We start from the raw sequence: 11,028 nt of genomic DNA, 5'->3' as shown, positions 1-11,028 counted from the left end.
GTACTGCTAACAAGAAAAACCATTGGGACAAGTTCAACAGCGCGGCTTTGCCGCTAACTTGCTCCCTGTTTTAGGCGTTATACGGCTTTGGAGTTCTAGTGAATAAACAAGAGTTTGTTGATGCGATAAGGCTCGTTGTCTCCAAATCAGCTATTGAGGCAACAGTTGAGAGCATGGAGGCGCCTCCCGGGCGAAGGCCTCCCCAAGAGCTAGTTGAAAGGTCTGAGTGGTACAGGTCATTGTCTGAAAACGATCGCCTCATGGTAAGCAGAGCAGTGTCAGAGTCTGTCCATGAGGCTGTCTTTGGTTTTCTCTGTGTCCTAGATGGTGTCCGTTCAATATCGGATATAGATGAAACGAATCAACTGACTTTAAACAAAGGCATGGGTAAAAATGCTATCCAGCTTAACAGTGAAGACGGTGAGTATCTGCATGATCTTTACAACGCCGTATAACAAGAAAAATCATTGGGACAAGTTAAACAGCGCGGCTTTGCCGCTAACTTGCTCCCTGTTTTAGGCGTTGGTATGACTCCCATTGTCAAGTTTGACACACTGATCCCTGCTAAAAATCTAGCCATCGTTTTACTCTGGTAAAAAGAGCTGATGCATCAGATGAAGCCGGTACATTCGTCGGTTGTCATGCTGGTATCCGTGGATTACTCACTTTCGTGAGCAGCGCCTACCTTACTTGTTCCGCCGTGGCACCTGTCTTCAGTCTATGTTCGTGGTTCAACGGCTTGCGCCGTTGCCATCCTAACGCCGTCGGTGGTTGTGCCACACCCGTGGCTTGATCCAATGCATCAGCTCAGTACCTGTTGTCATGCCGGCATGCGTGCCAGACGGTTAGTCGGTACCACCGGACTTAATATCACTTCTCGTGCAATGGCCCAGATGTACGTGATCATCTCTCTGGCGATCGCGGTGACGGCCACGTTGTAATGTTTACCTCGTTTCACCAGACGCTGATAACGTCGACACAGCCGCAGCTGTGCCTGCCAGGCGATATCGATGATCTCTTGACTCAGGCTTTCCTGACGTTTTTGTAGCTCAGTAGAGACATTGGCGGCATAACGATAGGAATGGGCTCCTTCAACCAGCAGCCTGCGTGCCCGGTGATTGCCCGATTTGGTGATCGCCCCAAGCTTTCGTTTATCGCTGCTGGTGTGCTCACTGGGTACCAGTCCGAGATAACTCATGAGCTTCCTGGGATGATCAAACCGGGTTAAGTCTCCCAGCTCTGCGATCACGCCCACCGCGACCAGTAAACGCACACCTCGCATCGCCTGTACCGCTTTAACGACTGGGTAGTAACGCCAACGTTTAACATGATGCACGAGCTCATTATCGAGTCGTTCAAGCCGTCGCATGCGCTCTGAAACGGTTTGAATAGATTCCTGCAACACGATCTGTTGTGCGGGATGAGGAAGCACTAATTCGGTCAGCCATCGGAGATGTTTCGGTGACCAGTTATCTTTGACGGCGCACTGAATATGATTTCGGAGCAACAGTGCCTTGAGCTGATATTTAGCGGCTTTGAGATCTTTCATACAGGCTTCTCTGGCGCGAGACAGATCCCGTATCGCTTCATCTTCAGGCTCTGGCACGTAGATAGGCGTGAGATCACCATTACGGATACAACTGGCGAGCTTGATAGCATCACGACGATCAGTTTTGACACGGTCTCCAGGTTTCTTGGGAATAAGCGAAGGGGCAATGACATAGCAGCAGTGGCCAAGGCTGGTTAGCAGACGGTAGATCCAGTAACCGCAAGGGCCAGCTTCATAAACAAAGTGAAGGGTGTGGTTGGGATATTTAGAGGCGAATTGCCGGGCCAGTTTGGTGATGGCGGCCTTGGTGCTGTTCACACGACCAAAATGTTTAATTTCAGTACGTTGACGATCCTCACAATAGGCGACTTCAGAGAAGGTTTTGTGCGTGTCTAGTGAGACAAAAAGTATGCTACTGTAATTCATGCTGACCTCCAGCTTGTATTGTTTGCAAATACATTATGGCTCTGGCTTTTCAGCTAACCCACGAAGGCGGAGGTCAGCACCTTTTGTGGGAGTCATATTGTCTATGCGTCCAATTGGTTAGGGTGCTAGTCCTTTCCGGGTTCCACTTCACCCCGAGTGTCCATCACTTCTTTCAAAGCCGTCAATTCCGCAGCAGCAAAACTTGATTCAGGTTCATAAAGTGTGGCTAAAACAGTGTTTTAAGATGTTTTGGCAGGGTATATTGAATCCCAATCGCCGAAAGGAAGTGGCGCTCTCCATTAGTTACTCTCTTTCCCTCTTCCATTTCGGATACGAATTTAAGTGTTGTGAAGTTGCTCGCTGATGCCCGCATCGAGTGGTGCGAAAGAGCGGGAGCATTAGCAAAATAAGAAACAGCGCAGCCTTTGGCTACAAGGATTCGCTCTGTTCGCCTCTGTTTTGGGCATTACATGCACAGGAAAATATGGTCACACGTGAAGAGCACAGAAGAAAAGTTAGAATAAAAAGGCTGATAGGAAAAGCCTTTATCTCTGGTGTGCTGGCGACATTTATTGCTTTTCTAGTGATAGATTATTTCAACAGCCAAAACAATGACATTGAAATAGTTTCTGAATGGTATGTGTGCAATCTTAATTCATGTGATTATAGAATAACAATAAAGAATAAAAGAAAGATTAAAAAATCGGTTTTTGTCAGAGTGATCGCTTATTACCAAAAGCCACAGTCTGAGGGGCATGATACTTTCCCTGTTGTGAACTCAGAAAGAATAGAAATGAATTTGGGAAAGCTGGAAACCAAGGAATTAGCTGGCAGTATTACAGTCCCAATAGAGGCACACCTTTTGAAATTTTATGTAGGTTCTATTGAAGGCATATAACAGGCAAAACCGTTGGGACAAGTTAAACAGCGTGGGGATTCCGCGATCTTGCTCCCTGTTTGCGACGTTAGCAGCCTATTTATCATAATTATGGAATGGCTATGAAATATACCTGTACGATAACTCTTACTCTTTTAGCTATTGCGGGATGTGCGACGACTTACATCCCGCCAACTGGTAAATCTTTGGTCTCGTTAAGAGTTGAAGCTCCTCAGTTTGTAACATCAACTGGAGCGAGGGTTGTCTATTACCCAGGAGCTGACTGCAGTAACCCAGAAATATTAGGTTATGTAAGCAGCATAAAAACCATTGAGTCTGATCCTCAAGTCGAAGCAATACCTGACACCGCTCTAAATAGCTCCTCATACTTTGAGAAAAGAATTCCAGCCGGAGAATCGTTTCAAACGTCTTTCAAAGGCTATGTTGGAAATCGAGAGTGTCTCGTGTCCACTTCTTTCATTCCTCGCAAGAAGGCGAGTTATGTCATGATGTTTTCTCACGACAATGAGCAATGCTACTTACGAATAAGAGAATTTGATACAGGCAGCAATGATGCTACTGGTGTAACAGTAAGTTACTCTGAACCCGAAAAGACATGCCAAAGTGGTTTCGCCGGTCCTGTTTAGGCTGGTTACAAAAACATTTTGTAAGTTGCTTGAAAAAGCAAAGTAATGGACGACAGATACTATGTGCCTGCCTCAAAAATTAAGCGTTAGTTTTTATGGCATACGTCCCCATTAGCAAGGTAGCCGAATTGAAAGCGCTTCTGAGAATCGGCGATTTGTACTTACAAGGAGAGTCATCAATTCACGAGCTAAGCGGGATTGCGAACGCACTTAAAACCAAGGCACTAGCTATCCAAGGAAGCCCTGCCTATCTCGAAATCGCTGAGGAGTGGCTAGGCATGATAACTAGGCATTGGAATGAATGGGGTTTAGCGGAAGACCCGGTTTCAGAAGAGGATTTTAGGAAGTGGTTAACCGAACAGCTATCTCAACAACACTATTTTTCAGCTAAAAACTAACAAGTTACTTAATTTTTGGGGTCGCCGTAGGCCCGGCACTATGACTTTTATTTCACATTTTCAAGGAGATTTTTAAATGCATGCAGTGAAGTTTGGTTTAATTAGTTTATTGGTTGCTTTTTTGGCTGGTTGTGCTGGTACTAAAGTGGTGGTTGAACAAGCCTATGTTCTGAATCATTCAGACAAGTTTGAGCGTGAAATTATTGACCATGCAAATGTAACTGATAAAGGAATGGAGATATTCGAAACCAGACTTGATTCTCAGTTGAGTCAACTCGGAGACTCCTCTGCCAATGAAGCAACAAGAGAAGTTGAAATAACCTTTACTAAATACTATATGCGGCATGGCGCAGCCCGTGCTCTTGCGGGAATTATGGCTGGCTCAGATAACATAACCAGTACTGTGGTCATTAAAGATAGTAAGGATGGAAAAGTTCTAGGAAAAATAACCGTGGTTTCAGAGAACCCTACGGCTACTGGTTCAGCAAAAGGGTTAATTGAACAGCATGCCGATAAAATCATAAGCTTCATTAGAACCGGCAAGTCATAACTCTCGCATCAAGTCGCAGCTGAAAAAACTGCTTGGACAAAAAACCTTCGCGCCGCTCAATGCGGGCGGTATATATCTTTGACGCGGAGCTAGGATGAAAGGGTATATGGAAAGTTTTCCTATGGTAGCTTTGGATAAGCCTACCTCTGAGCGGGTGTTTAAAAAGTGGCTCTCGATATTTTGTCCGGATCGCAAAGGCTGGAACCCTACGAGGCCAAATAGTGAGTACCTATGGGGTGGAGAAGCTGGTATGAGATGCCACTACCAATGTGACGCTGCAATTGAACAGTACCAGGATGTTGCTGCACCATCGTATTATATCCTGCCCAATGATTATAAATTGACTTATGACTCACTCTATCTGGCTCGAGAGAAGCCAGAGAAAGGAGTAGGTATTTCTGATTTCTTTGTATTCCCCAAAAATTACGCTTGGTGCATGGCATTCACACATGAAGATGGTTGGATTGGACCAATTTTTACTAAACACAAAGACTTTATCAGGTTAAACAAAGTGAATTTGCGAGCTGTAGAGAACATGGTTAAGCACAACACATAACAAATGCATAAAGGCATTGGAAACAAATCTGTTGGCTTGTGCTACTCCGTCGCTCATTTTAGCCAACAGTTTTGTGCCCCTTATGCGGGGCGCTGGAGGATCCCCTCTTAAATCCTCCAGCCCTGCAGAGTGAACCAAGCGAGTAAACTCAAAGATTGCCCAGCATATTCGCTGCTCTGTAATGACAAGGTCTGGTCGTCGCCGAACCTCTTTCCCCAGTCTCACCATCGATAGCACTGCTCTGGTTTTTATGGTGTTAGCCTGGAAGTGACGCTGCCAACCTATTTGTTGTGCAACCAGTCCTAACCACCACAAGGTCATCTCCGCTAGCATAGCGATTAATAGCAGAACATCGTAACGCCGTGGACAGCGCGAACGACTGTGTCTGAGGCCGAAGTCGTATTGCGGGCTTTTCAGGTCGCGGAAGGTTTCTTCGATTTGCATCCGTTTGGCATATAGCTGGGTTACTTGCACTGCGTTGAATAGCGCTGGCGGTAGGTTGGTTGCCAGTACCCAAGGCTCTTTGGCTGAGCGATGATATAGCTTCTTTGCCGAGTGATTGGTGCCAGAGCGCCGAGAGCGCTTGTCTTTGCGCTGTTTGTCTTGGGGTTTGAATAGGTATAAATGACAGGGCATCGGCTTCTTACGGGCTATTTGCACGGCACCGATATAGCGGGCTTTGCTGCACGCCGAGTCATACAGGGCTTTGGTTAGTACCCAGTGCTTATTGAGCTGATAACACACCTCGCCGCGTAAGCGGCCTAACCAATACCAGCCATAAGACGCGACCTCTCTAAACCAGGTGTTACGGTACCCCGCGTCAGTGACAACCAACGGTACACAACCTTCGGGCAGAACACTCGAAAGCTCTTTTAAGAACTGACTATGGCTGCGAGGTGAGTTGTAATTCTTAAACTCAAATGTGCGCTCATAGAGTGTGACAGAGTGACCCTTCACTGACACGGAAGCGCGCAGTGTCATCATTCGCAATTGCTCTCGTACATCCGCCCAGTCGACCAAAACAACAGGCATGGGATTAGAGCCACATAGTAACTTTGCTCGCCAACGATATATCGCTAATCGCTCAATATTCAGATGGGTGTTACCCAACAACCGGTCGATGCGTTTGATGTTGTGCTTAGGCGAGACACGCCCTTGTATATGACGCCCCAACTCGGTCAATGACAAGCTGTCGCCATCAAGCAACGACTGTGTGGCAACCATCAGGGAACTAAGGCGTTTTTTGTGAATTTGTGGACATTGCTCAACGAGCATTTGCTGTAGTATTTGAATTTCGCGCATCCCAACTGCCTCCGTGCAGGGTTGATTGGATTTGTTTTTGGCGAAATTAATTAGATCAAACCACGGGATGCGCGTCTACTTTTCTGAATTCCCAAGGAATGAGGGGATTCGCTAGAAGCAGACATAAGAGAGCCAACACTTCCCGTTGTGTTGACTCCTGTAATTACCGTTTTTTAGCGCATTTGCACCATTCTAATCGCTTTTCTGAGCAACACGGGTCTATTGAACGAACGTTCCAATGCATTTCGCACTTTTAAAGAAAGTGGATCCTTTCGCTCGCTAAGCGCGATGATATTGTCCTTCAAAAAGGTTCGGGTGTTGAGCTCCGTTCCGGTGATGTACTTGAGCTTTCTAAAGTTAAGTTTGGCACCTGGAAACGTCGTGCATCTCTCAAGCGCACCTGCCGCTAGCAGGTTGATCATGGTTCTTTGGCATTTCTGGCAACGCCCACAGTTAAACTCGGTGGTGTTAGTCATGTAGCAGACTCGCAGGTGCTTCAGAGCAATATCTGAGTTTGCGATAGCGGCAACCTTTTCGGTTCTGCGTGCTTCACAACCGTCATGAACGAAACTGAGTTGAGAATCACCCCACAAAGGATCTGTGATGGGGTGAGAGCCCCACATAAAAAGATCGTTGTATGTATATGAAGCTGGGATGATGACCTTCGATATGTGCCTTTTAAGCAAATGAGCGATTGTTGCCAGTGCGGGGCCGTGCGTCAGCTCGCCCCATGGCCCGGTTAGGTCCCATATTTCTCTGAAGTTCGTTTCAATTTCAATCAGTTTGACATCAAATGCATTGGCAATGGCCGCGAGGTTTTCACTGACCTGTTGCCGAACTTCTGTTTGATCAAGTTTTACATCAAATCCATGGACATAGATGATGTGAGTAATCTCCTTGGCGTTTTTCAGGTAGGTGTAGAAAGAATCTACGCCACCGGTAAAGAAACAGCCGGTTCCTCGCTCTGCTGGTAATGGCTCTACTTTCTGGCTCTCTGCGCTTCCTGCCCGAGTAAGCGTCATCTCTTTATCCAACCATTGCCCATAAATGGCGCAAAGCTTCTCGACGTTATCCTGCAGTGAGGGATCGATGTCACTGGCGAGGTGTGCGTGCCCGGTTTTTATCAGAGATGGGAGAAGGGTGCCGCAAAGTTGCGTTGAAGCATCCCAGCAAAAATCTATTGAATCGCTCTTAAAGAAGATCTGGTGATGTTCGCCGTTGATACTGTACTCGATATCCAACTGTCCCGGCTGATCTGATTTTAGGCGCGTCTCAAATGCCATCTTAATGTCCACTTTTCGATGAATAAGCTACAAAAGCTGCTAACGTCTTAGAAAATCAGATTCTACTGTTATTCCATGGCTGTTAGCCTCTACAGGGCAGCGATTCTAACAGTTTTGTCGCCGTAGAATATCTACGTTTCCCTATTTTTGATCTGGATGCTCTATGTTGGGGCGCCAAGATGGAGTTTTGAATACGACTGTGAGCGTGAGCTAATGATCACCTGTGCCCAGTACGACTATATCGAGATCGCCTGCATGTACCGCTACCCGGTTGAGCTGACTTTGAAATCAGGTGAAGTGCTGTCTGGCGTTGCCATTGATACTCAGCGCAATAGTGCCAAGCAGGAGTGTATTTTGGTGGAGCAAAAGCAGGGTAAACACCTGGTGGTACTTGATGAGCTGGTTGCCATGGAAGTGACGGTCGAGAACCCGCATTTCAAGCGGGTGATATTTGATTAGGGGGCTGAAGCAGGACTATATTCGCATAGTCCCAGCCCCGTCCTAGTAGCATAACACTTCCAAAAATCATTTAGTTTCTTCCTGCCATGACTCCGCCATCCACATCCCAGATCGCGCCTGTGATCCAGTTGGCTTGGTCGCTTAGCAAAAAACTAATGGTTTGAGCGACATCGTCGGCGGTACCGATACGGCCAATCGGATGAAAACTATCGAATCCAGCCAGGGTCTCATCGATTGCATCGGGTTCGATAAATGCGCCGTAAATTGGGGTTTTTACCACGGCCGGAGCCACCGCGTTGACCCGAATATTGTGCTCGGCCAGCTCCATCGCAAGGTGCTGAGTTAATGCATGCAGACCCGCTTTTGCCATCGAATATGCGGAAGAGGGCGTTGCTTTCACTGCTTGTTTTGCCCACATTGAGCCGATATTAACCATGTTGCCACCGCCATGTTTTACCATGTTATTGGCAACTGCTTGGGTAATGAAAAACGTCGCTTCGTTAAGCGCCTGATAGGCGTGGTAGTCATCTTTGCTATGGTCAAGAAACGCTGTCGGTTTGAAGTAGCCAGCGGCATTCACCAGAAATTTAATATGGCGTTGTTCCGCTTGTATGGTGCTGATTAAACCCTCTATGTCCTGAGGTTGGTAAAGATCGGCGCGAAGCGTTTCCACCAGCCCCAGTTTTGACAACATCTGTTGGGCCTGAGCGAGTTTAGATTCATCCCGGCCGACAATCAGGGGCGTGATACCTTGGTTGAGAAGTTGTTTAGCTGTGGCCAACCCCATGCCACTGGAGCCGCCAATAATCAGAGCGATGGCTTGGGCTGCGTTATTGCTGTTAGATGTTGAAATGTTCATGTTGAGTCTCCTTAAGTGGTGGACTCAGCATATTTCTGACGATAGCTTATTGAAAAGTAGGTACAAATCGGTGCTATAAGTACTTTTTGGTACATCTTTATGAAAAACCAAGAAAAGAAAATTTCACGGAAATCGCCACCGGATAAGAGTGCCCGTATGGTGGAAACCATTTATGGCTGCAAATGGTCTTTGACCGTGTATCAACTGCTGGCTGATGGCGTCAACCGACCGGGGGAGATGGTGCGCAATGTCGATGGGCTGAGCACCAAGGTGCTTAACGAATGCCTGAGACGGAACACGCAGTTTGGCATCCTGGAGAAGATCAGCTTCAATGAGATCCCTCCACGCGTGGAGTATAAAGTGACGGATTTTGGCAATAAGTTCATCCGCATACTGGACCAGTTGGAGCAGCTTCAGGATGAAATTGACGCGCAGGAAGCGAACTAGATGAAGATTATTAGGGGCAGGGAGTTCAAAGCCGATCGCGCGTGGGGCGCGCTGGACATCGCCAATATGGGCGGTATTACTACGCGATTGCATTGGACCGATCAAGCTTACAAGTGGCACGTCAATGATGGCCAGGAAGTGTTTGTGGTGATTGATGGCGTGGTGGAGATGCGCTACCGACAACAAGGCGAGGAGTTCGCCACCTTGCTCTATCCCGGTGATATCTTTTATGCGTCTGAAGGCACCGAACATGTGGCACATCCACAGGGCGAAGCCCGGGTACTCGTGATTGAATCAGAAGGTAGCGTTTAGACGTTTTCAGCTTCGGCAGCTCTTGGTTGTACTTTTTACCAAGGTTGCACTTTTTTACCAAGACAGATGCCCTGAAATCAGTTCAGAGCCGTTTTATGCGCATAGTCAATTCTGGTGTGAGTGGCTGGTTGCTGTTGGGGCAGAGGTTCCTAAAGTTAAGGTGTAGGCACTTTGCTTAAGGAGACATGAAATGGAACGTCATGGTTTTTCCATGGGGATCGAACGTGTGGACAATGTGTTTTTCCTCAGCCTAAAAGCGATAGGCACGTTGACCCACGAAGACTATGAGAAGATCACGCCAATGCTGGAGAATGCGCTGGCTGAGGTGACACAGCCTAAAATCAATGCGTTCCTGGATGCGACTGAACTGAAAGGTTGGGAGCTCAGAGCGGCATGGGACGACTTCAAACTGGGCCTGCGCCATGGCCGGGAATTTGAAAGAGTGGCTATTTTAGGTAACCGCCATTGGCAACAGTTGGCAGCCAAGGTAGGCAACTGGTTTGTTGCGGGCCAGTGTGAATATTTTGAAGACAGGGATGAAGCGATGCATTGGTTATTGGCTTCGTCAGATGAGTGAGCGCCTTGGATAAGGCGTAGCAAACTGCAGGGAGAGTGCACTTGGATTTAAATCAGATAACGTTGCCGGTGAAAGATATGGCAGCGGCTGCAATGTTTTATCGCAAATTGGGATTTACCCAGATTGTTGATACCCCACACTACGCTCGGTTTGAGTCGCCCATGGGTAATGCCACGTTCTCGTTGAGTTTGGAGCTGGGTGACTTTTCCAATGGTGCCATCATCTACTTTGAGCATCCCGAATTGGATGACTGGGTAGATCGTTTGGTGGAAAAAGGTATCCAGTTTGAACAGATGCCTACTGATCAGCGCTACCTATGGCGTGAGGCGGTGCTATACGACCCTTCAGGTAACAAAATCAAACTGTATTGGGCAGGCGAAAGCCGCAGGAATCCGCCATGGAGAGTGGAGATCAGAGATGATGATTAAACCGATGTTTCGTCGTTTGAGGTTAGTTTGCCTAACGCTGGTTTCGTTAATGCTGGTGGCGTGTGTTGATCCTATTCCGCCTGAACGTTTCGCCTATGTAGGTGACTGGCGTGCTGACAATATGAAGTTGGTGATCAATGCTGATGGCATCGTTAATTACTACAGAAAACAAGGTCCCCGCGAGACAACCATTAACGCACCATTAAAGCAGTTTGAAGAGGGTGGTTTCGTGGTGGGCGTGTTGGGTTTTACTACCAAGTTTATGGTGGACGTACCGCCTCACCAAGAGGGAGATGACTGGTGGATGCAGGTCGATGGTGTGATGTTGCAGCGGGCCAAAGATATCAATGGTTAGCGG

General features: G+C 47.3%; 15 protein-coding genes and 1 pseudogene. 12 read left to right on the top strand and 4 right to left on the bottom strand.

Annotated features, from left to right (window positions below):
• The first annotated feature begins 98 nt into the window (after positions 1–98).
• The gene (locus ABEA14_RS17205; protein WP_345341715.1) at positions 99–455 is read left to right on the top strand and encodes a hypothetical protein; all 357 of its coding nucleotides are present in this window, start codon (positions 99–101) and stop codon (positions 453–455) included.
• 365 nt (positions 456–820) lie between these two features.
• On the opposite strand, the gene ABEA14_RS17200 is transcribed toward ABEA14_RS17205, so the two are convergent.
• Entirely contained in the window at positions 821–1,975 is a 1,155-nt protein-coding gene (locus tag ABEA14_RS17200) for an IS110 family RNA-guided transposase (protein ID WP_345341714.1), read from the bottom strand.
• Between the two features lie 484 nt (positions 1,976–2,459).
• Between ABEA14_RS17200 and ABEA14_RS17195 the strand changes: the two genes are divergently transcribed.
• The 5 genes from ABEA14_RS17195 to ABEA14_RS17175 all read left to right on the top strand — a co-directional run bounded on the left by ABEA14_RS17195 (position 2,460) and on the right by ABEA14_RS17175 (position 5,003).
• A complete protein-coding gene (locus ABEA14_RS17195) occupies positions 2,460–2,873 on the top strand; it encodes a hypothetical protein (protein WP_345341712.1) in 414 nt (137 codons plus the stop codon).
• A 101-nt stretch (positions 2,874–2,974) separates the two neighbouring features.
• Entirely contained in the window at positions 2,975–3,499 is a 525-nt protein-coding gene (locus ABEA14_RS17190) for a hypothetical protein (protein WP_345341709.1), read from the top strand.
• A gap of 128 nt (positions 3,500–3,627) precedes the next feature.
• Positions 3,628–3,897 carry a hypothetical protein gene (locus ABEA14_RS17185; RefSeq protein ID WP_345341707.1) on the top strand — a complete coding sequence of 90 codons (270 nt, stop codon included), beginning with the start codon at positions 3,628–3,630 and terminating at the stop codon, positions 3,895–3,897.
• A gap of 76 nt (positions 3,898–3,973) precedes the next feature.
• Positions 3,974–4,447 (top strand): DUF4410 domain-containing protein, encoded by a 474-nt coding sequence (locus ABEA14_RS17180; protein ID WP_345341705.1) that lies wholly within the window; start codon positions 3,974–3,976, stop codon positions 4,445–4,447.
• Between the two features lie 94 nt (positions 4,448–4,541).
• Entirely contained in the window at positions 4,542–5,003 is a 462-nt protein-coding gene (locus tag ABEA14_RS17175) for a hypothetical protein (protein WP_345341703.1), read from the top strand.
• Between the two features lie 120 nt (positions 5,004–5,123).
• Here the strand turns inward: ABEA14_RS17175 and ABEA14_RS17170 are convergent.
• Positions 5,124–6,305: pseudogene (locus ABEA14_RS17170) on the bottom strand (IS4 family transposase); the annotation flags it as partial.
• A 173-nt stretch (positions 6,306–6,478) separates the two neighbouring features.
• Positions 6,479–7,588: a hypothetical protein gene (locus tag ABEA14_RS17165; RefSeq protein ID WP_345341701.1), complete on the bottom strand. Its 1,110-nt coding sequence runs from the start codon at positions 7,586–7,588 to the stop codon at positions 6,479–6,481.
• A gap of 213 nt (positions 7,589–7,801) precedes the next feature.
• Here ABEA14_RS17165 and ABEA14_RS17160 point away from each other — a divergent pair, with 213 nt between their 5' ends.
• Complete coding sequence (locus ABEA14_RS17160; protein ID WP_345341699.1) at positions 7,802–8,047, top strand: Rho-binding antiterminator; 246 nt, start codon at positions 7,802–7,804, stop codon at positions 8,045–8,047.
• 70 nt (positions 8,048–8,117) lie between these two features.
• Here ABEA14_RS17160 and ABEA14_RS17155 read toward each other — a convergent pair whose 3' ends face one another.
• Positions 8,118–8,906, bottom strand: a complete 789-nt coding sequence (locus tag ABEA14_RS17155; RefSeq protein ID WP_345341697.1) for an SDR family NAD(P)-dependent oxidoreductase — start codon at positions 8,904–8,906, stop codon at positions 8,118–8,120.
• 99 nt (positions 8,907–9,005) lie between these two features.
• On the opposite strand from ABEA14_RS17155, the gene ABEA14_RS17150 reads away from it, so the two are divergent.
• The 5 genes from ABEA14_RS17150 to ABEA14_RS17130 all read left to right on the top strand — a co-directional run bounded on the left by ABEA14_RS17150 (position 9,006) and on the right by ABEA14_RS17130 (position 11,025).
• Entirely contained in the window at positions 9,006–9,353 is a 348-nt protein-coding gene (locus ABEA14_RS17150; protein WP_345341695.1) for a winged helix-turn-helix transcriptional regulator, read from the top strand.
• On the top strand, positions 9,354–9,665 hold the full coding sequence (locus ABEA14_RS17145; RefSeq protein WP_345341693.1) for a cupin domain-containing protein: 312 nt from the start codon (positions 9,354–9,356) through the stop codon (positions 9,663–9,665).
• A gap of 190 nt (positions 9,666–9,855) precedes the next feature.
• Complete coding sequence (locus tag ABEA14_RS17140; RefSeq protein ID WP_345341691.1) at positions 9,856–10,242, top strand: SpoIIAA family protein; 387 nt, start codon at positions 9,856–9,858, stop codon at positions 10,240–10,242.
• 41 nt (positions 10,243–10,283) lie between these two features.
• Positions 10,284–10,670 carry a VOC family protein gene (locus ABEA14_RS17135; RefSeq protein ID WP_345341690.1) on the top strand — a complete coding sequence of 129 codons (387 nt, stop codon included), beginning with the start codon at positions 10,284–10,286 and terminating at the stop codon, positions 10,668–10,670.
• Positions 10,660–11,025: a hypothetical protein gene (locus tag ABEA14_RS17130; protein WP_345341688.1), complete on the top strand. Its 366-nt coding sequence runs from the start codon at positions 10,660–10,662 to the stop codon at positions 11,023–11,025. The genes ABEA14_RS17135 and ABEA14_RS17130 overlap by 11 nt, the downstream gene beginning before the upstream one ends.
• Positions 11,026–11,028: the final 3 nt, after the last annotated feature.

It is taken from the genome of Corallincola platygyrae (assembly GCF_039544265.1).
Taxonomy (GTDB): Bacteria; Pseudomonadota; Gammaproteobacteria; order Enterobacterales; family Neiellaceae; genus Corallincola; species Corallincola platygyrae.
This window is presented reverse-complemented; position numbering and strand designations above follow the sequence as displayed.